This window comes from Streptomyces sp. NPDC045470 (assembly GCF_040646595.1).
Taxonomy (GTDB): Bacteria; Actinomycetota; Actinomycetes; order Streptomycetales; family Streptomycetaceae; genus Streptomyces.
In genome coordinates, this window is sequence record NZ_JBEZAN010000003.1 from 572,060 (window position 1) to 590,369 (window position 18,310).

Here is an 18,310-nt window from a genome sequence, read left to right on the forward strand (position 1 = left end):
CGCCGGCGCTGGCAGCACCGTCCGACGGCCGCCGCTCCACTGCGGCTGCGTGAGTGATCCTGCGAGTATTCGACTCCTTTCATTCATGTGTCAACAGTCATCCGGGGCGGCCGGGTCCGCCGCATACCTCCTGTACGGAGCGCCAGTTCACGGCACATCCCTTCCCGCACTACGGGCACTCCCACCCTTCCGAGGGATGGATTACGCCGCAGGGCGTGCGTAGAGTTGCTTGCAATCGAGCATGTTGTTGCAAGTTCACGCAGACAACTGGAGGGCGTCGTGAGCGGGACCTCGTACATGGAGCAGGAGCTGCGCAGCCAGCCGGACACCTGGCGGGAGGCGGCGCGGATCGGCGCCGCCGGCACCCCGCTGCCCGGCGCCGGCCGGCGGGTCGCGGTGGTGGGCTGCGGCACCTCGTGGTTCATGGCACAGGCGTACGCCGCCCTGCGCGAAGGTGCCGGGCTCGGAGTGACGGACGCCTTCGCGGCCTCGGAGGCGTCCCTCGGCGCCGACCGGGGCTACGACGCCGTCGTGGCGATCACCCGCTCCGGGACCACGACCGAGGTGCTGCGCCTGCTGGAGCAGGTGAAGGGGCGCATCCCGACGGTGACCGTGCTCGGTGACCCCGACACCCCGGCGACCGCGCTGTCGGACGCGACGGTCACCCTGCCGTTCGCCGACGAGAAGTCCGTGGTGCAGACCAGGTTCGCGACGACCGCGCTCGCGCTGCTGCGGGCCCACCTCGGCGAGGACCTGTCCGGCGCGGTGCGCGACGCGGAGGAAGCGCTGACCGCGCCCGTGGAGAAGGAGTGGCTGGACGCCGAGCAGTTCTCCTTCCTCGGCACGGGCTGGACGTACGGGCTGGCCAACGAGGCGGCGCTGAAGATGCGGGAGGCGTCGCAGAGCTGGACGGAGTCCTACCCCGCGATGGAGTACCGCCACGGCCCCGTCTCCATAGCGGCACCGGGCCGCATCACCTGGGTGTTCGGACCGGTGCCGGAAGGCTTGGAGGCGGAGGTCGCCCGGACCGGCGCCGGGTTCGTGCGGCACGGGCGCGACCCGCTGGCCGAGCTTGTGCTGGTGCAGCGGATCGCCCTGGAGCGGGCCCGCGCCCGCGGCCTGGACCCCGACAACCCGCGCAGCCTGACCCGGTCGGTGATGCTCACGGCACCGGAACCGGCGGCCGGGTAGCGGGGCGGGCAGGCCGGCCCACTCCCCCGCCCTGCCCCTTCGTACCGCCGTCCACCTTCACCGCCCACGCCGCCCACGCCCCCGCCGCCCGCACCGTCCACGTCCGCACCGTCCACGAACTGCCGGAGACGGCCGTGTTCCGCAAGGGAGTCAGGACCCCATGCCCCTCGTTCCCACCTCGTCGATCGTCACCGCCGCCCGTGAGGCGCGGGCCGGCGCCGCGGCGTTCAACGTCATCCACCTGGAGACCGCCGAAGCACTCGTCACGGCCGCCGAGCGCAGCGGCTTCCCGGTCATCCTCGGCATCAGCGAGAACTGCATCCGCTACCACGGCAGCCTGCTGCCCATCGTCCGCGCCACCCTCGCGCTCGCCGAGGCGTCCCCCGCCCGGGTCGCCGTGCACCTGGACCACATCACCGAGCCGGACCTGGTGCGTGCGGGGGTCGAGGCCGGGGTGCGGTCGGTGATGGTGGACGCCTCGGCCCTTCCGTACGAGGAGAACGTCGCCGCCACGGCGGAGCTGACCGCCTGGTGCCACCAGCGCGGCGCCTATGTCGAGGCCGAGCTGGGCGAGGTCGGCGGCAAGGACGGTGTGCACGCCCCCGGTGCCCGTACGGACCCCGACGAGGCGCTGGCGTTCGTCCGCTCCACCGGGGTGGACGCGCTGGCCGTCGCCGTCGGCTCCTCCCACGCGATGCACGAACGCACCGCCGTCCTGGACAAGGAGCTGATCGGGGCGCTGGCCGGGAAGCTGCCGGTGCCGCTGGTGCTGCACGGCTCCTCCGGTGTGCCCGACGACGAGCTGCGCCGGGCCGTCGCCGCCGGCATGACGAAGATCAACATCTCCACCCATCTGGTCTCCGTCTTCACCCGCAGCATCCGGGACACCCTGGACGCGGACCTGACCCTCGTCGACTCGCGCAAGTACGTGAAACCGGCGCGCGAGGCCGTGGCCCAGGAGGCCGCCCGGCTCCTGGCCCTGCTCGGCGCCCCGGCCGCGGTACCGGGCCAGTCGCCAGCCGCGGAGGCGCCCGTGCAGAAGTGAGACGCGTCCGCCGGGGCGCGTGCGCTCCGGTGGTCGGACGACACCAGGGGCCGGCCCGGGACCCTCGGCGGGTAACGCCGGGCGGGCGCCCCTCGGCGCATGGCGCCGGGCGGGGCACCCCTCGGCGGATGCTGCCGGACGGGGCACGCACCCTCGGCGGGTGACGCCCGGCGGGCACCCCTCGACGGATGATGCGAAAACGCTTGCGTACCCTCCCACCACGGGGTGTACGTGGTGCCTGCCCACCCCTCGCCCCCGGCCGACCGCAGGGCTTCCCGATATCACGCAGGCCGCCGGAGAGGACTTAGGCTCGCGCCATGAACCGCCATGAACGGATGAACGCCCTCCTTGAGCTGCTCGGCGAACGCGGCCGGGTGGAGGTAGAGGAGGCCGCGTCGCAGCTGGAGGTGTCGGCCGCGACGATGCGGCGCGACATGGACGCCCTGGCCGACCAGCAGCTGCTGACCCGCACCCGGGGCGGCGCGGTGCTCAGCTCGGTGGCGTACGACCTGCCCATCCGTTACAAGCGGGCGCACCACGCCGCGGAGAAGGAAGCGGTGGCGCAGGCCGCGGCGAAGCTGGTCGAGCGCGGTGACGTGGTCGGCCTCAGCGGCGGCACCACGACCACGGAGATCGCCCGGGTGCTGGCCACCCGACCGGAGTTCGCCGAGGCGGGACCGCAGCCGCATCTGACCATCGTCACCAACTCGCTGAACATCGCCAACGAACTCGCCGTACGGCCACAGATCAAGATCGTGCTGACCGGCGGCGTGGCGCACTCCAGGTCGTTCGAACTGGTCGGCCCGTTCAGCGAGCTGGTCCTCCAGCAGATCTCCGTGGACATCGCCTTCATCGGCGCCAACGGCATAGAACCGGTGATGGGCGCGACCGTGCACGACGAGGCGGAGGCCCGGATCAACCGGCTGATGGCCGAACGGGCGCGGCGCGCCGTGGTCGTCGCGGACTCCTCGAAGATCGGCGCCCGCTGCTTCGCCCGGGTCGGCGGCGCGGACGTCTTCGACACCCTCATCACGGACAGCGGCGCGCGGGAGTCCGTCCGGCGGGAGTTCGGCGAGCGGGGCCTGCGCGTGGTGGCCGCCCGGATCGCCGCCGAGGACTGACCCGCAGCCGCGCGAAGATCCACCGGCCCCGTCCGAAGCCATAACAGGCCACAAACTCGCGCCTCCACCCCGCGCCCCGCAGCCCGCCTCACGCCTCCCGCCCGTGCTTCCCACCCCGCAGCCCGCCTCACGCCCGCCGCCCGCGCCTCCCGCCCAGCAGACCGCCTCACGCCTCCCACCCCCGCAGCCCGCCTCACGCCTCCCACCCCGCGCCTCACCCTGCCTAGCCTCGACGTGCCTCACGCCCCGTGCCTCACGTCTCTGCCCCGCAGGCGGTCCTCGCAGTCCGTCCCCGCAGGCCGTCCCCGCGCGGGCCACCCCGCGCGCCGCGCCTCGCATACCGCGCTGCCGCCTCGGCCGGCACGCCGTCGTACGCCGTCGCACGCCCCGGCGTGATCGGCATCTGGCGGCGTCCGGCGGCCACTGCCACGATGGCCCGATGGATTCTCTGGATCAGAAGGTGACGGTAAACAGGCGTACGGCGCACCACTCTCCCGTGCGGAGCGTGCGCAGGATCAATCTCGGCTACTTCGTCCGTCCCACGTCGGAGACCGGCGGGCCGGAGCCGCGGGTGGAGCCCGTACTCGCGTATCTGGTGCGGCACGATGCCGGGTTACTGCTGTTCGACACGGGAATCGGTGCCGCCGATCCGGAGACCGAGGCCCACTACCGCCCCCGGCGCCGGTCCTTGGAGGCCGCGCTGGCCGCCGCGGGGCACCGGCTCGACGACGTGTCCGTGGTGGTCAACTGTCATCTGCACTTCGACCACTGCGGCGGCAATCCGCTGCTCGCCGGGCGGCCCGTCCTGGTGCAGGAGACGGAGCTGGCCGAGGCCCGCGCGGGCGGGTACACCGTGGACGCCCTGGTCGACTTCCCGGGTGTCGTGTACGAGGAACTGCGTGGCGAGGCCGAGGTGTGGCCCGGCGTGCACATCGTCCCCACGCCGGGGCACACCGCGGGACATCAGTCCCTGGTGGTGGAGCAGCAGGAGGGCACGGTGGTCCTCGCGGGCCAGGCCCGTGACTTCGCCTCGGATTTCGCGTCGGACCAGTTGGCCCGGCACGCCGCCCTCGAAGGGGTCGCCGCCCCGCTGCCCGGTCATCCGCCGTGGCTGGAGCGGCTCAGCGCGTTCGAGCCGCGGCGGGTGATGTTCGCCCACGACGGTTCGGTGTGGGAGCCCGCCGAGTCCCCCGAACCGTAGCGGACCCGGTCCGGCGGCGCCCGGCCGCTCCGGCGGCGGGCTGACGCGGCCGCGGGCTGACGCGGTGTCACCAGGTGCGGTCGCCGCGCGGTACGGCGTCGGCGCCGCCTTCGAGGAAGACGGTGCTCGGAAGGGGCTGCGCTCCACTTCTCAGTGAGATCCCTTCTGAGCGAGCTCCCCCTATGAGCGAGCCCTCCTACGAGCGAGCCCTCCTGTGAATGAGATCCCCTAATGACTGAGCGCGGATCTGCCGGGTTCTGAGAACCGATCGCCTCACAAGGCGCCCGGGGCGCCTGCCCCTGGGCCTCCTGCTCAGCGTCGCAGGCGCTACGCCGTGGCCTGCGGAGTCTGCGCCTCGGGGTGAAACTGCTCGACGCGGTCGCGCTTGGTGTACATGTTCCAGTAGTGCTCGGCGAGGTCATCCGGGTCGACGACCGGGAACCGCGGACCGTCGGCCGACTCGAAGGCGGCCTGGGCCGCGGCGGCCACCTCACTGCGGGCGATCAGGGACGCGATGGTCAGGGCGCCGACGTGGATACCGGTGCCGACCAGCTCGGCATTGAGGGAGTACAGGTAGTTGCGGGTGGCGGACATCACCGGGCCCAGGCCGCTGAGGTGGGGCATCGGCTGCGCTGCCGAGTAGCCCTGGGCCAGCAGGAAGGTGCCCTCGCCGCGCTCGGTCCATTCCGGCAGCACCGCCCGGACCACCTCGACCGGGGTGAGCAGCAGGAGCGGAACCAGCCCCTGCAAAGTGGCCGCGTCCAGCTCGGCGGCCGGGGTGAAGCCCTGGTCGCCGCTGATCGGCCCGTACTCGACCACGTCGATCCGGCCGAAGCGCTCACGGATCGCCCCGACCAGAGCGGGTACCTCGGCAGGCTCGGAAAGGTCGGCGGAGAACGCGACCGCCTCGATGCCTTCGCCGGCGAGCACCTCGACGAGGGCGTCCAGCCGATCCTTGCGACGGGCCACCAGTGCGACCCGGAAACCTTCACGCCCGAAGCGGCGGGCCACGGACACACCCAGACCGGTACCGGCACCGAAGACGGCGATCACTTTGGACATGGGACTGCTCCTTGCCTGAGCGGCTTTCTTGACCCATCGGTCAACTTACCGCCGACCGTAGCACTCAACATGACCCGCAGGTCAAGTTAATCTGCCGAAGCGTGCGACCATGGAGGCCGCAATGCCAGGACCAGGAGGAACCACCGGATGCGGGCCGACGCCCAACGGAACGCGCAGAAACTGCGAGCAGCCGCCGCCGAGCTCTTCCAGGAGCGCGGCCTCAAGGTCTCCCTGAAAGAGATCGCCCGCCGGGCCGGGGTCAGCCACGGCACTCTCTACAACCTCTTCGGCAGTCGCGAGGCGCTCATCGACGAAGTGGTGACCGGCCTGGCCGCGGACCGTCTCGGCGAAGCCGCCGAGCGCGCCCTGTCCTTCGAGGAGGCCTGGGAGGGGTTCGCGTACTACATCGAGAAGGTCTGTGAACTGCAGGCCACCGATCCCGCGGTCGCCGATGTCATCAGTGGTCGTTACCCGGCCGCCGAGTGCCTCATGACGCTCTGCTCCCAGGCGAAAGACGCCGCCACGCGGATCATCGAGCGAGCCCGGCTGGCCGGCGCCATCCGGCCGGACTTCACCAGCGAGGACCTCCTGCTCTTCTTCGGCACCAACGCGCTGCTCGCTCGCGCGGCCGCGGACACCGCACCCGACGCCTGGCGCCGCCAAGTCACCTTCCTGCTCGAGGGGCTGAGCACGGAAAAAGTGTCTGAGCCACTGTCCGTCGCCCCGCTGACCCAGCATCAGGTGTACGACGTGATGGGCAAGCTCGCCGGCACGCCGTAGCAGCGGACGCCTCAGGGAACGAAAGCGCTGCCCGCGCCCCACAGGGCGCCGTCCCCGCAAACGGCTGTTCCAGGGACCTCCTCGGGCGCCAGGGCTTCGACGGTCGCGACGGCCCCGGCCACCGCCGTACGCGGCGCGACCTCCTCGGCGGCCGCCCACAGCGCGGCGACGTCCAGGCCACGCCATGCTCGGCGATCAGGCCCGGCCCTCCCCGGTCAGGATCTTCGACGCCTTTGCCAGGATGCGCGCGGTCTTCTCCCGTCACGGCAGCATCGCCAGGCGATCACGCTCCGAGGCACGGTCCAGGAACCGGCCGATGGGGCGGACGGTGCAGATCCGCACCGCGGCGCCCGGCCGGTGCGCGCCGGTACACCGCAGCGCGATCAGGTCACGGCCGTCGCCACCGTGGAAGCAGAACCGTTCCGGCTACGGGCGCGCGGGCGCCTGGGTGAATGTCCCGTTCGCGTCGGCCTGCTCATCAGTCAGCGACGCCACCGGCACGATCGGACCGGACGGTGGTCAGCGCCGACAGCCGCTCGTCCGGGCCCGGCGAGCAGTGGCTGCCACGGTCGCCGGCCTACCTCGGTGCCCCGTACACCGGTTCCGGTGCCGTCGCCTCGGCGAGCAGGCTGCGTGCCGTGTCGCCCGCCTCGGCCGGGGTGAAGCGGGCCCGCCGGTCGGCGGTGGGGCCCGGGCGCCAGCCCTCCATGACCGTGATGCGCCCGCCCTCGGCCGCGAAGACCCGGCCGGTGACGCCTTCGGAGGCGGTGGAGCCGAGCCAGACGACGAGCGGAGAGACGTTCTCGGGGGCCATCGCGTCGAAGGTGCCGTCCGCCGGTGCCGCCATGGTCTCGGCGAAGGCCCGTTCGGTCATCCGGGTGCGGGCGGCCGGGGCGACGGCGTTGACCTGTACACCGTACCGGCCCAGTTCGGCGGCGGCCACGAGGGTGAGGCCGAGGACACCTGCCTTGGCGGCGGAGTAGTTGGCCTGGCCGACGCTGCCCAGCAGCCCCGCCCCCGAACTGGTGTTGACGACGCGAGCCCGTGGCGGAGCGCCCGCCTTGGCCTGCGCGCGCCAGTGCGCCGCCGCGTGCCGGAGCGGCAGGAAGTGACCTTTGAGGTGGACGCGCAGGACGGTGTCCCACTCGTCCTCCGTCAGGTTCACCAGCATCCGGTCGCGTACGAAGCCCGCGTTGTTGACCAGGGTGTCCAGCCGTCCGTACGTGTCCAGCGCGGTGGCCACGAGCGAGGCGGCTCCGGCGGGCGTGGCGACGTCACCGCCGTGGGCGACCGCCTCGCCGCCCGCCGCGCGGATCTCCGCGGCCACCGCGTCGGCGGGACCTCCGCCGTCCTCGGCCGGGGTGCCGTCCGGCCGTACCCCCAGGTCGTTGACGACGACCCGGGCTCCTTCGGCGGCGAACGCCAGGGCGTGGGCACGGCCGAGGCCGCGGCCCGCGCCGGTGACGGCGACCACGCGGCCGGCGCAGAGACCGGCGGCGGCGCTTCCGGTCGGGTGGTCATCGGTCATCGCTGCCCTCCGGGTCGACGGTGACGGCCGTACCGGCCGCCGGGGCTGGGGACGAGAACGGGGGCGCCGGTGGGCACGGGTGCGGGTGCGGGTCCGGTGTTCCGGGAGGCCGTCCGGCCGCCTCCGGAAAAGCCGCTGGTCCGGCCGCCTCCAGGAAGGCCGGCCGTTCGCCCCCGCCGTGGACGGCCAGGCTCGCTCCGCTCACGTAGGCGCACCGGTCGCCGGCGAGGAAGGCACAGAGGTCACCGATCTCGTCGGGGGTCGCTAGCCTGCCGAGCGGGACGGTACGGCCGACGGCGGCGATGCCCGTTTCGTCGCCGTAGTGCAGGCGGGAGAGTTCGGTACGGACCATGCCGACGACCAGGGTGTTGACGCGGATGTGCGGTGCCCACTCGACGGCCATGGTGCGGGCGAGGTTCTCCAGTCCCGCCTTCGCTGCCCCGTAGGCGGCGGAGCCGGGGGACGGGCGGGTGCCGCTGACGCTGCCGATCATGATGATCGAGCCGCCGGACGGCTGCCGCGCCATGACGGCCCGCGCGGCGAGGGAGACGGTCAGCGGCGCGACGAGGTTCAGCTCGACGACCCGGGCGGCCTGCTGCGGGGAGGAGTCGTCGAGGAGCCGGTACGGGGTGCCGCCCGCGTTGTTGACGAGGATGTCGAGGCGTCCGTGGCGGGCCCGTACCCGGTCGAAGCAGGCGGCGACCGCGTCGGGGTCGCGCACGTCCATGGGCGTGAAGGCGGCGGTGCGCCCGTCCGCCGCCGTGACCGGCCGTTCCGGCGGGCGGCGTGCGCAGGCGACGACTTCGGCCCCGGCCGCCAGCAGGGCCCGGACGATACCGGCGCCGACGCCCCGGGTGCCGCCCGTGACGACCGCGACGCGCCCCGCCAGGTCGATGTCGAGCGCCAAAAGGCCACCTCCGCCCTCCCGTTGCGGGCACCGCGCTGCTACCTTCTCAAGCAGCCTGCACCTAACAAACGTTTGGTGGAAAGGTAGCTGATCCGCCCATGGGTGTCTCCACCACCGTCACCGTGTCCCGCCCCGAGGACGGCACCGCCCTCGTCACCGTCGACCGGCCGCCGGTCAACGCCCTGCCCGTACAGAGCTGGTTCGACCTGGCCGACGCGGTACGCGCGGCCGGCCGCGACCCCGGCGTCCGCTGTGTGGTGCTCGCCGCGGCGGGCCGCGGCTTCAACGCGGGCGTGGACATCAAGGAGATGCGGCGGACGCCGGGGCACGCCGCGCTGCTCGGCGCCAACCGGGGCTGTTACGAGGCGTTCGCGGCCGTCTACGACTGCGAGGTGCCGGTCGTCGCCGCCGTACAGGGCCACTGCCTGGGCGGCGGCATCGGGCTGGTGGGCAACGCGGACGCGATCGTGGCGAGTGACGACGCGACGTTCGGCCTGCCCGAACTGGACCGCGGCGCGCTCGGCGCGGCCACCCACCTCGCCCGGCTCGTCCCGCCGCACCTGATGCGCACCCTCTACTACACCTCGCGCACCGTGACCGCCGCCGAACTCCACCGGCACGGCTCCGTCTGGGCCGTGGTCCCGCGCGACGAGGTGCGGCCGGCGGCGCTGGTGCTGGCCGGGGAGATCGCCGCGAAGGACGGGTACCTGCTGCGGCTGGCCAAGGCCGCCATCAACGGCATCGACCCGGTCGACGTGCACCGCAGCTACCGCTTCGAGCAGGGCTTCACGTTCGAGGCCAACCTGAGCGGCGTCGCCGACCGGCACCGGGACGCCTTCGCGCGGAGGGGAACGCCGACGGACGGACCGGAGCGCGGACGCAGTGCCGACATCTCCGGAGGGGAGCCGGGTTGAGCGACAAGAGGATGACCGCCGACGACGTGGTGGCGCGGCTGGAGAGCGGAATGACGCTCGGCATCGGCGGCTGGGGATCGCGCCGCAAGCCGATGGCGCTCGTCCGCGCCCTGCTGCGGTCCGGCCTGACGGATCTCACCGTCGTCTCCTGCGGCGGTCCCGACGTGGGCCTGCTGGCGGCCGCCGGAAAGATCCGCCGGCTGGTCACGCCCTTCGTCACGCTGGACTCGGTCCCCCTGGAGCCGCACTTCCGCGCCGCCCGCGAGCGCGGCGCCCTGGAACTGACCGAGCTGGACGAGGCGATGTTCCTGTGGGGGCTGACCGCGGCGGGCCAGCGGCTGCCGTTCATGCCGGTACGGGCCGGGCTCGGCTCCGACGTACTGCGGGTCAATCCCCACCTGCGTACGGTCACTTCGCCGTACGAGGACGGCGAGGTGCTGGCCGCCGCCCCGGCGCTGCGGCTGGACGCGGCGCTGGTGCACCTCGACCGGGCGGACGCGCGGGGCAACGCCCGGTACCTGGGGCCCGATCCGTACTTCGACGACCTCTTCTGCGAGGCGGCGGACGCGGCGTACGTCTCGTGCGAACGGATCGTGGACGGCGAAGAGCTGGCGCGGGCGGGCTGCCCGCAGACGCTGCTGGTCAGCCGGATGTTCGTCAGCGGTGTCGTGGAAGCGCCGCACGGTGCGCACTTCACGTCCTGTGTGCCGGACTACGGGCGGGACGAGGCGTTCCAGCGGGCGTACGTCCGGGCGGCGGCGGACCCGGGCACCTGGGCGGCGTTCGTCAAACGCTTCCTGTCGGGCGACGAGGACGACTACCGGGCGGCGGTGGCGGCCTTCACCGAAGAGACCGGAAGCGAAGAGAGCAACGAGTCCGCAGCGTCCACCGCCGAGGAGCGCCGATGACCGCCCGCACGCCGACGGCAGCCGGCGCCGGTTCCACCGCCGTCACCCGCGCCGAGTACTGCGTGATCGCCTGTGCCGAGGTGTGGCGCGGCGCGGGTGAGGTGCTCGCCTCCCCCATGGGCACGGTCCCCGCCCTCGGTGCGCGGCTGGCGAAGCTGACCTTCTCCCCCGACCTCCTGCTGACCGACGGCGAGGCGCTGCTCGTCGACGGCGGACCGGCGGCAGGAGCGACGGGCGCGCCGTCGGCGGTGACCGAGGGCTGGCTGCCGTACCGCCGGCACCTGACGCTGGTCGCCACCGGCCGCCGGCACGTCATGATGGGCGCGAGCCAGATCGACCGGTACGGCAACCAGAACATCTCCTGCATCGGGGACTGGGCGCGCCCGTCCCGTCAGTTGCTCGGGGTACGGGGCGCCCCGGTCAACACCCTCAACAACCCGACCAGCTACTGGGTGCCGAAGCACTCGCTCCGTACCTTCGTCGAGCGGGTCGACATGGTCTGCGGCGTCGGGTACGACCGGGCCGCGTCGGCCGGGCCGTCCGCCACCCGCTACCACCGCGTCCCGGAGGTCGTCAGCGATCTCGGCGTGTTCGACTTCGAGACGCCCGGCCGCACCATGCGGATCCGGTCACTGCATCCCGGCGTACGGCTCGCAGACGTCCGTGCGGCGACGGGGTTCACGCTCCGCCTGCCGGACGGCGGCGGGGCCGACGGCTGCGGGTCCGGCGGGGACGGACCGGATGGCGGCGTACCGGACGGTGGTGTTCCGTCCACCCGTGAACCGACCTTCCAAGAGCTGCGGCTGCTCCGCGAGGTCGTCGACCCGCGGGGGCTGCGCGACCGCGAGGTGCCGCCGTGCGGCCCCTGACCACCGCGCTCACCGCGCTGACGGGCGTCCGCCACCCCGTCGTGCAGACCGGCATGGGGTGGGTCGCCGGGCCGCGCCTGGTCTCCGCCACCGCGGAGGCGGGGGCGCTCGGCATCCTGGCGTCCGCCACCATGTCGACCGGGCAGCTTCGGGCCGCGGTCCGCGAGGTCGCCTCCCGTACGGACCGGCCCTTCGGCGTCAATCTGCGGGCGGACGCCGGGGACGCGGCCGAGCGGGTGCGCATCATCGTCGAGGAGGGCGTACGGGTCGCCTCGTTCGCCCTGGCGCCCTCGCGGGAGCTGATCGCCCGCCTCAAGGACGCGGGGGTCGTCGTCATCCCGACCGTGGGGGCGCGGCGGCACGCGGAGAAGGTCGCCGCGTGGGGTGCGGACGCGGTGATCGTCCAGGGCGCCGAGGGCGGCGGGCACACCGGTGAGGTGGCGACCACCGTACTGCTGCCGCAGGTCGTGGACGCGGTGGACATCCCGGTCGTGGCGGCCGGCGGCTTCCACGACGGGCGCGGGCTGGTGGCCGCCCTGGCCTTCGGGGCGGCCGGCGTGGCCATGGGGACGCGCTTCCTGCTCACGTCCGACAGCACCGTCCCGGAGGCGGTCAAGGCGCGCTATCTCGCGGCCTCGGTCGGGGACGTCACCGTGACGCGCGCGGTGGACGGGCTGCCGCACCGGATGCTGCGGACGGACCTGGTCGCCGCCCTCGAACGGTCCGGGCGCCCGGCGGCGCTGCTGCGGGCCGCGCGGCACGCGGCGGCGTTCCGGAAGCAGGCGGGTACGGGCTGGGCCCGTACGGTACGGGACGGGCTGGCCATGAAGCGGGGGGCCGGGCTGACCTGGAGCCAGGTGCTGCTGGCCGCGAACACGCCGATGATGCTGCGGGCCGCGCTGGTGGAGGGCCGTACGGACGCCGGGGTGATGGCGTCCGGGCAGGTGGCCGGGGTCATCGAGGACCTGCCGTCGTGCGCGGAACTGGTCGGCCGGATCATGGCGGGGGCGACGGCGGCGCTGGACCGGCTGGAGCGGGGCGGCACGGGGTGAGCGGGGCGGCCGGTCCGGGCCGGGCGGGCACGAGCAGTCCGGGCCAGGCAGGCACGGCCGCTGCGGGCCGGGCAGGCACGGCCGGTCCGGGCCGGGCAGGCGTGGGCTCTCCGAGCCCGGCAGGCGCGGCCGGGGCGGGCCGGGACCCGAACACCGGTCCGGATGTCGTCCACTACGGTGGGACCGACCACTGTAGGCCGCCCCGGCTCCCGCCGCGGGCGGAGATTTCCGTCGGGGGAGATCGCATGCGCAAGTTCCTCGCCACGGCCGTCGCGGCGACGGCGCTCAGCACGACGCTGGGTCTGGCCACGGCCTCGCAGGCCGCGGCAGCCCCGCGGGCGCCGCAGTGCGCCAAGGTGATGAAGTACTTCACCAAGGACCACAAGCGGTTCGTCCGCCTGAAGAACCTCTGCGCGCAGCGCACGGCCTGCTACACGATCGTCGTACCGGCCCGGCCCGCCGTGAACGGCCGGCTCACCAAGGCCGCGACCAAGGACGTCCGGTACGGCACGGACCGGGGCCCGCGCGCCCTGTACGTGAAGAACCGGGCCTGCTGACACCGCGGCGCACCGGGGGGCCGGGCCCGGAGGCCCGGTTCCCGGCCCGTCTCACAGCCGTTCGATCACGGTCACATTGGCCTGGCCGCCACCCTCGCACATCGTCTGGAGCCCGTAGCGTCCGCCGGTGCGCTCCAGCTCGTGCAGCAGCGTGGTCATGAGTTTGCAGCCGGTCGCGCCGAGCGGGTGGCCGAGGGCGATGGCGCCGCCGTTGACGTTGACCCGGGCGGGATCGGCGCCGGTCTCCTCCAGCCAGGCCAGGACCACCGGCGCGAACGCTTCGTTGATCTCGACGAGGTCGACGGCGTCGATGCCCAGCCCGGTCTTCCGCAGCGCGTGCGCGGTGGCCGGGATCGGCGCGGACAGCATCCGGACCGGGTCCTCGCCGCGTACGGAGAGGTGGTGGACACGGGCGCGCGGGGTCAGCCCGTGGTCCCGTACGGCCTGCTCGCTCGCCAGCAGCAGGGCCGCGGCGCCGTCGGACACCTGGGAGGAGACGGCGGCCGTGAGCCGGCCGCCGGGCACCACCGGCGCGAGGGCGGCCATCTTCGCCGCCGAGGTGTCACGCCGCGGGCCCTCGTCGGCCGTCACGTCCCCGTACGGGACCAGTTCGCGCGCGAAGCGCCCCTCGTCGGCGGCGCGGACGGCCCGCCGGTGCGAGCGCAGCGCGTACTCCTCCATGGCCGTACGGGAGATGCCCCACTTGTCCGCGATGAGTTCGGCGCCGTGGAACTGGTCCACCGGCTGGTCGCCGTACCGGGCGCGCCAGCCGGTGCTGCCCGCGAACGGCCCCTCGGTCATCCCGAGCGGTTCGGCGGCCCGGCGGCTCGCGAAGGCGATGGGGATCATCGACATGTTCTGCGTGCCGCCCGCGACCACCAGGTCCTGGGTGCCGGAGAGCACGGCCTGCGCGGCGAAGTGGACGGCCTGCTGGGAGGAGCCGCACTGCCGGTCGACGGTGACGCCCGGCACCTCCTCGGGGAGCCCGGCCGCCAGCCAACTGGTGCGGGCGATGTCCCCGGCCTGCGGGCCGACGGCGTCCAGGCAGCCGAAGACCACGTCGTCCACGGCGGCCGGGTCCACGCCCGTACGCGCCATCAGTGCTTTCAGGACGTGCGCGCCGAGGTCGGCCGGGTGCGCGGCGGCGAGCCCGCCGCCGCGCCTGCCGACCGGAGTGCGCAGCGCGTCGATGATGTAGGCCTCTGCCATGCCGGCTCCTCGGTCGTCGGGACGGGCGGAGCGTGCGGGGTGCGGTGCGGCTCTTCCTGCGCAGCGCGAGGTGGCGCGTCAGTCCCGTACCGCGATGCCGTCCAGCACCATCGACAGGTACTGGCGGGCGATCTCCTCCGGGCCGTGGTGGCCGCCCGGCCGGTACCAGCTCGCGGCGACCCAGACGGTGTCGCGGACGAACCGGTAGGTGAGCCGGACGTCGAGGTCGGGGCGGAAGACGCCGTCGGCGACGCCGCGTTCCAGCGTGCCGAGCCACGCCTTCTCGAACTTCTGCTGCGAGTCGGCGAGATAGCCGAAGCGGGGCCGTCCGGCGAGCTGCTTGGACTCCTTCTGGTAGATGGCCACGGCGGGACGGTGCCGGTCGATCTCCCGGAAGGACTCGGTGACCAGGGCCTCGATGGTCTCCCGGGGGCCGAGCCCGGCGGCGAGCACCGCGTCGTACCCGGCCCACAGCTCGCCCAGGAAGGTGCTGAGGATCTCGTCCAGCATCGACTCCTTGGAGTCGAAGTGGTAGTAGAGGCTGCCCGCGAGCAGACCGGCCTCGTCCGCGATCCGGCGTACGGTCGTCGCGTCGTAGCCGTGGTCGGCGAACACCTCGGCCGCGGTGGCGAGCAGTTCGCGGCGGCGGGCGGGCGACGGCGGGGTCACGGCGGACTTCCTGGCGGCCTTCCCGGCGGCCTTCCGGGCGGCCGGTTTCTTCTGGGGGCTGCTGTCGGTGGGCACCGGGCCATTGTCCCTCCCCGATCTCCCCGATCTCCCCGGTCACGCGCGCTGGCTGCTGACCGGGACCGTCTCGCCGGTCATGTACGAGGCGTAGTCGCTGGCCAGGAAGACGATGACGTTGGCGACCTCCCACGGTTCGGCGGAGCGCCCGAACGCCTCCCGGCCGGTCAGCTCGGCCAGCAGCTCCCCGCCGGTGACCTTGGCCAGGTGCGGGTGGACGGCCAGGCTGGGCGAGACGGCGTTGACCCGGACCCCGTACGCGGCGGCCTCCACCGCGGCGCAGCGGGTCAGGGCCATCACCCCGGCCTTGGCGGCGGCGTAATGCGCCTGGCCGCGCTGGGCGCGCCAGCCCACCACCGAGGCGTTGTTGACGACGACTCCGCCCCGGCCGGCCGCGCGCATCCGGCGCAGTGCGGCGCGGGTGCAGCGGAAGGTGCCGTTCAGGGTGACGTCGAGGACGGCGGTCCACTGGTCGTCGGTCATGGCCACCAGGTCGGCACTGCCGCCGAGTCCGGCGTTGTTGACGACGACGTCCAGGCGCCCGTGCAGCCGCTCGGCGTGCTCGAAGAGGGCGGTGACCTGCGCCTCGTCGGTGACGTCACAGGGCTGTGCGGCGACCCGCCCGGCGCCGAACTCGGCGGCGAGCACGGCCTCGGACTCCTTCAGGCGCCGGGTGTGCGCGTCGGAGAGGAGTACGTCCGCGCCTTCCTCCAGGAGTTTGCGCGCGGTGGCGCCGCCGATGCCGGTGCCCGCCGCGGCGGTGACGACGGCCGTGCGGCCGGTGAGCAGGCCGTGTCCGGGGACGTACGGGGGTGCCGGGTGCGCCGTCGGAGGCTTCTCGGGCGTCATGCCGGTACGCTAACCTACCAAACACTTGTTAGGGAACGGTCCCGCAGGAGCCCGCCGCCACCGGGGAGGCCGCTGGTCGATGGATCTCGAACTCAGCCCGGACGACGAGGAGTTCCGGCGCGCGGCACGGGCCTGGCTGACCGCTCACGTGCCCGCCGTGCCCCTGCCGTCCCTGGAGACGGCGGAAGGTTTCGCCGCCCACCGCGCGTGGGAGCGCGAACTGCACTCGGGGCGCTGGTCGGTGGTGTCCTGGCCCGAGGAGTACGGCGGGCGCGGCGCCTCACCGGTCCGCCGGCTGCTCTTCGAGGAGGAGTACCACGCGGCGCGGGCACCCGGCCGGGTCTCCCAGAACGGCATCAGCCTGCTCGCCCCCACCCTCTTCGAGCACGGTACGGACGAGCAGTTGGCGCGCGTGCTGCCCGCGATGGCCAACGGCGCGACCGTCTGGGCGCAGGCGTGGTCCGAGCCCGGCGCCGGGTCCGATCTCGCCGCGCTGCGGTCGGCCGCCGTGCGGACCGAGGGCGGCTGGCTGCTGCGCGGGCACAAGACGTGGTCCTCCCGGGCGGCGTTCGCGGACCGGGCCTTCGGGCTGTTCCGCAGCCACCCCGGCGCGGACCGGCCGCACCACGGGCTCACGTATCTGATGTTCGACCTGGCCGCGCCGGGCGTGACGGTGCGGCCGATCGGCCGTCTCGACGGGAAACCGGCCTTCGCCGAGCTGTTCCTGGACGACGTGTTCGTGCCGGACGCCGACGTGATCGGCGAACCGGGCCGGGGCTGGCGGGTCGCGATGAGCACGGCGGGCGACGAGCGGGGGCCGACGCTGCGCAGCCCGGGGCGTTTCACGGCCGCCGCCGCCCGCCTCGCCGCCCTGTGGCGGGACACCGCCGACCCGGCCGACACCGCGCTGCGCGACCGGGTCGCCGACGCGGTCATCGGTGCCCGCGCCTACCACTTGGCCGCCTGCGCCCAGGCCACGCGGATCGCGGCGGGCGACGCCCCAGGCGTGGCGGACAGCGCGCCTGGAGCGGCGGGCGGTACCCCGGGTGCCGGGGCCAGTCTCACCAAGGTCTTCTGGTCCGAGCTGGACATCGCCCTGCACGAGACCGCGCTCGACCTCCTCGGCCCGCACGGCGAGCTGGCCGGCGACGCCCCCGAGGCGCCGGACCACGGGAGCTGGGCCGAGGGCTGGATCTTCGCGCTGGCCGGCCCCGTGTACGCCGGAACGAACGAGATCCAGCGCGACATCATCGCCGAACGGCTGCTGGGCCTGCCGAAGGGACGGCGCTGAGCCGGACCGGCGAGGGGAGTTGAGCAATGCGGTTCCTCCTGGACGACGAACAGCGGGACTTCGGACGGACGCTCGGCCGGATGCTGGCGGCGGCGGACACCCCGACCGCCGTACGGGCCTGGGCCACCGGGGACCGCGGCCCCGGGCGCGCGGTGTGGCGGCGGCTCGGGGAGGCCGGGGTGTTCGGGCTGGCCGTACCGGAGCGGTACGGGGGCTCGGGATTCCTGCCGGTCGAACTGGTCGTGGCGTACGTCGAGGCGGGGCGGCACGCCGTCCCGGGCCCGCTGGTGGAGACGGCCGCGGCGGCCGCGCTGCTCGGCCGGCTCGGCGACGCGGCCCCGGCCGGGCACTGGCTGCCCGCCGTCGCGGCAGGGGACGCGATGGTCTCGTACACGGACCTGGCGCGCGGGCCGTACGCCCTCGACGCGACGGCCGCCGACGCCGTCTTCCTCACCCACGGCGACACGCTGCGGCGGCCCGGCGGGAGCGGGCCGGGTCCGGACCAGCCGTCGGTCGATCCGGCCCGGCGGCTGTCCCGGTGCGCGGCGGACGGCGGGAAGGTCCTGGCGAGCGGGCCGGCCGTGCGGGCCGCCGCCTCGTACGCCGCGGACACCGCGCGGCTGCTCACCGCGGCGCAGGCGCTCGGCGTCGGCCGACGGCTGCTGGACGACACCGTGGCGTACGTCAAGCAGCGCACCCAGTTCGGTGTCGCCATCGGCTCGTTCCAGGCGGTGAAGCACCGGCTGGCGGATGTGCTGGTGGCGCTGGAGTTCGCCGAGCCGCTGATCCTCGGGGCCGCGGTGGAACTCGCGGGCGGGACGGCAGACGGCAACGCGGACCCGGCCGGCGCGGGGACCGGCATCGCGATGGCAAAGGTCGCCGCGGGCGAGGCCGCCTACGCCGCGGCACGGGCCGCGCTCCAGTTGCACGGCGCCCTGGGCTACACCGACGAACTGGACCTCTCCTTGTGGATGCGCAAGGCGCGAGCGCTGCGTGGCGCCTGGGGCACCCCCGCGGAGTGCCGGGCCCGGGTGCTCGCCTCCCCCGCGCCGGGCCGGTGAGCGGCGCACGCACGCGAAGGC

The 18,310-nt window shown here is 74.1% G+C and carries 18 protein-coding genes; 12 read left to right on the plus strand and 6 right to left on the minus strand.

What is annotated here, in order from left to right; translation table 11 throughout:
- Positions 1-279 precede the first annotated feature (279 nt).
- From AB0A97_RS12815 to AB0A97_RS12830, 4 genes are all read left to right on the plus strand, one after another.
- Positions 280-1,191 (plus strand): SIS domain-containing protein, encoded by a 912-nt coding sequence (locus AB0A97_RS12815; RefSeq protein ID WP_361148265.1) that lies wholly within the window; start codon positions 280-282, stop codon positions 1,189-1,191.
- Positions 1,192-1,351: 160 nt separating this feature from the next.
- Complete coding sequence (locus AB0A97_RS12820) at positions 1,352-2,236, plus strand: class II fructose-bisphosphate aldolase (RefSeq protein ID WP_361148267.1); 885 nt, start codon at positions 1,352-1,354, stop codon at positions 2,234-2,236.
- Between the two features lie 317 nt (positions 2,237-2,553).
- Positions 2,554-3,357, plus strand: coding sequence for a DeoR/GlpR family DNA-binding transcription regulator (locus AB0A97_RS12825; RefSeq protein WP_361148269.1), 804 nt, complete (start codon positions 2,554-2,556; stop codon positions 3,355-3,357).
- Positions 3,358-3,796: 439 nt separating this feature from the next.
- Positions 3,797-4,558: an N-acyl homoserine lactonase family protein gene (locus AB0A97_RS12830; protein ID WP_361148271.1), complete on the plus strand. Its 762-nt coding sequence runs from the start codon at positions 3,797-3,799 to the stop codon at positions 4,556-4,558.
- 327 nt (positions 4,559-4,885) lie between these two features.
- Here the strand turns inward: AB0A97_RS12830 and AB0A97_RS12835 are convergent, their stop codons facing one another.
- The gene (locus AB0A97_RS12835) at positions 4,886-5,620 is read right to left on the minus strand and encodes an SDR family NAD(P)-dependent oxidoreductase (protein ID WP_361148273.1); all 735 of its coding nucleotides are present in this window, start codon (positions 5,618-5,620) and stop codon (positions 4,886-4,888) included.
- A 147-nt stretch (positions 5,621-5,767) separates the two neighbouring features.
- Here AB0A97_RS12835 and AB0A97_RS12840 point away from each other — a divergent pair, with 147 nt between their 5' ends.
- The gene (locus tag AB0A97_RS12840; RefSeq protein ID WP_361148275.1) at positions 5,768-6,400 is read left to right on the plus strand and encodes a helix-turn-helix domain-containing protein; all 633 of its coding nucleotides are present in this window, start codon (positions 5,768-5,770) and stop codon (positions 6,398-6,400) included.
- 577 nt (positions 6,401-6,977) lie between these two features.
- Here AB0A97_RS12840 and AB0A97_RS12845 read toward each other — a convergent pair.
- Both AB0A97_RS12845 and AB0A97_RS12850 read right to left on the minus strand, forming a co-directional pair.
- A complete protein-coding gene (locus tag AB0A97_RS12845) occupies positions 6,978-7,928 on the minus strand; it encodes an SDR family oxidoreductase (RefSeq protein ID WP_361148277.1) in 951 nt (316 codons plus the stop codon).
- Positions 7,918-8,835: an SDR family oxidoreductase gene (locus AB0A97_RS12850; protein WP_361148279.1), complete on the minus strand. Its 918-nt coding sequence runs from the start codon at positions 8,833-8,835 to the stop codon at positions 7,918-7,920. Before AB0A97_RS12850 ends, AB0A97_RS12845 begins: the two co-directional genes overlap by 11 nt.
- Positions 8,836-8,933: 98 nt before the next feature.
- Here AB0A97_RS12850 and AB0A97_RS12855 point away from each other — a divergent pair, with 98 nt between their 5' ends.
- The 5 genes from AB0A97_RS12855 (at position 8,934) to AB0A97_RS12875 (ending at position 13,135) form a co-directional block, all read left to right on the plus strand.
- Complete coding sequence (locus AB0A97_RS12855; protein ID WP_361148281.1) at positions 8,934-9,749, plus strand: enoyl-CoA hydratase family protein; 816 nt, start codon at positions 8,934-8,936, stop codon at positions 9,747-9,749.
- The gene (locus tag AB0A97_RS12860; RefSeq protein ID WP_361148283.1) at positions 9,746-10,657 is read left to right on the plus strand and encodes a CoA-transferase; all 912 of its coding nucleotides are present in this window, start codon (positions 9,746-9,748) and stop codon (positions 10,655-10,657) included. The genes AB0A97_RS12855 and AB0A97_RS12860 overlap by 4 nt, the downstream gene beginning before the upstream one ends.
- The gene (locus AB0A97_RS12865; protein WP_361148285.1) at positions 10,654-11,526 is read left to right on the plus strand and encodes a CoA-transferase; all 873 of its coding nucleotides are present in this window, start codon (positions 10,654-10,656) and stop codon (positions 11,524-11,526) included. The genes AB0A97_RS12860 and AB0A97_RS12865 overlap by 4 nt, the downstream gene beginning before the upstream one ends.
- A complete protein-coding gene (locus AB0A97_RS12870) occupies positions 11,523-12,578 on the plus strand; it encodes a nitronate monooxygenase (RefSeq protein WP_361148798.1) in 1,056 nt (351 codons plus the stop codon). Before AB0A97_RS12865 ends, AB0A97_RS12870 begins: the two co-directional genes overlap by 4 nt.
- A gap of 245 nt (positions 12,579-12,823) precedes the next feature.
- Positions 12,824-13,135, plus strand: coding sequence for a hypothetical protein (locus AB0A97_RS12875; RefSeq protein WP_361148287.1), 312 nt, complete (start codon positions 12,824-12,826; stop codon positions 13,133-13,135).
- Positions 13,136-13,186: 51 nt separating this feature from the next.
- On the opposite strand, the gene AB0A97_RS12880 is transcribed toward AB0A97_RS12875, so the two are convergent.
- The 3 genes from AB0A97_RS12880 to AB0A97_RS12890 form a co-directional block, all read right to left on the minus strand.
- Positions 13,187-14,344, minus strand: coding sequence for an acetyl-CoA C-acetyltransferase (locus tag AB0A97_RS12880; RefSeq protein ID WP_361148289.1), 1,158 nt, complete (start codon positions 14,342-14,344; stop codon positions 13,187-13,189).
- 78 nt (positions 14,345-14,422) lie between these two features.
- A complete protein-coding gene (locus AB0A97_RS12885) occupies positions 14,423-15,013 on the minus strand; it encodes a TetR/AcrR family transcriptional regulator (protein ID WP_361148800.1) in 591 nt (196 codons plus the stop codon).
- Positions 15,014-15,127: 114 nt separating this feature from the next.
- On the minus strand, positions 15,128-15,937 hold the full coding sequence (locus tag AB0A97_RS12890) for an SDR family oxidoreductase (RefSeq protein WP_361148291.1): 810 nt from the start codon (positions 15,935-15,937) through the stop codon (positions 15,128-15,130).
- Positions 15,938-16,016: 79 nt separating this feature from the next.
- Between AB0A97_RS12890 and AB0A97_RS12895 the strand changes: the two genes are divergently transcribed.
- Together AB0A97_RS12895 and AB0A97_RS12900 are read left to right on the plus strand one after the other, a co-directional pair.
- Positions 16,017-17,228: an acyl-CoA dehydrogenase family protein gene (locus tag AB0A97_RS12895; RefSeq protein WP_361148293.1), complete on the plus strand. Its 1,212-nt coding sequence runs from the start codon at positions 16,017-16,019 to the stop codon at positions 17,226-17,228.
- Between the two features lie 26 nt (positions 17,229-17,254).
- Complete coding sequence (locus AB0A97_RS12900) at positions 17,255-18,289, plus strand: acyl-CoA dehydrogenase family protein (protein ID WP_361148295.1); 1,035 nt, start codon at positions 17,255-17,257, stop codon at positions 18,287-18,289.
- Positions 18,290-18,310 lie beyond the last annotated feature (21 nt).

Excerpts from the sequence above, each read along its gene's own strand:
- AB0A97_RS12900 (WP_361148295.1), top strand. The coding sequence starts at position 17,255 with ATGCGGTTCCTCCTGGACGACGAACAGCGGGACTTCGGACGGACGCTC.
- AB0A97_RS12855 (WP_361148281.1), top strand. The coding sequence starts at position 8,934 with ATGGGTGTCTCCACCACCGTCACCGTGTCCCGCCCCGAGGACGGCACC.
- AB0A97_RS12840 (WP_361148275.1), top strand. The coding sequence starts at position 5,768 with ATGCGGGCCGACGCCCAACGGAACGCGCAGAAACTGCGAGCAGCCGCC.
- AB0A97_RS12820 (WP_361148267.1), top strand. The coding sequence starts at position 1,352 with ATGCCCCTCGTTCCCACCTCGTCGATCGTCACCGCCGCCCGTGAGGCG.
- AB0A97_RS12890 (WP_361148291.1), bottom strand. The coding sequence starts at position 15,937 with ATGACGCCCGAGAAGCCTCCGACGGCGCACCCGGCACCCCCGTACGTC.
- AB0A97_RS12845 (WP_361148277.1), bottom strand. The coding sequence starts at position 7,928 with ATGACCGATGACCACCCGACCGGAAGCGCCGCCGCCGGTCTCTGCGCC.
- AB0A97_RS12835 (WP_361148273.1), bottom strand. The coding sequence starts at position 5,620 with ATGTCCAAAGTGATCGCCGTCTTCGGTGCCGGTACCGGTCTGGGTGTG.
- AB0A97_RS12865 (WP_361148285.1), top strand. The coding sequence starts at position 10,654 with ATGACCGCCCGCACGCCGACGGCAGCCGGCGCCGGTTCCACCGCCGTC.
- AB0A97_RS12825 (WP_361148269.1), top strand. The coding sequence starts at position 2,554 with ATGAACCGCCATGAACGGATGAACGCCCTCCTTGAGCTGCTCGGCGAA.
- AB0A97_RS12875 (WP_361148287.1), top strand. The coding sequence starts at position 12,824 with ATGCGCAAGTTCCTCGCCACGGCCGTCGCGGCGACGGCGCTCAGCACG.
- AB0A97_RS12830 (WP_361148271.1), top strand. The coding sequence starts at position 3,797 with ATGGATTCTCTGGATCAGAAGGTGACGGTAAACAGGCGTACGGCGCAC.
- AB0A97_RS12895 (WP_361148293.1), top strand. The coding sequence starts at position 16,017 with ATGGATCTCGAACTCAGCCCGGACGACGAGGAGTTCCGGCGCGCGGCA.
- AB0A97_RS12880 (WP_361148289.1), bottom strand. The coding sequence starts at position 14,344 with ATGGCAGAGGCCTACATCATCGACGCGCTGCGCACTCCGGTCGGCAGG.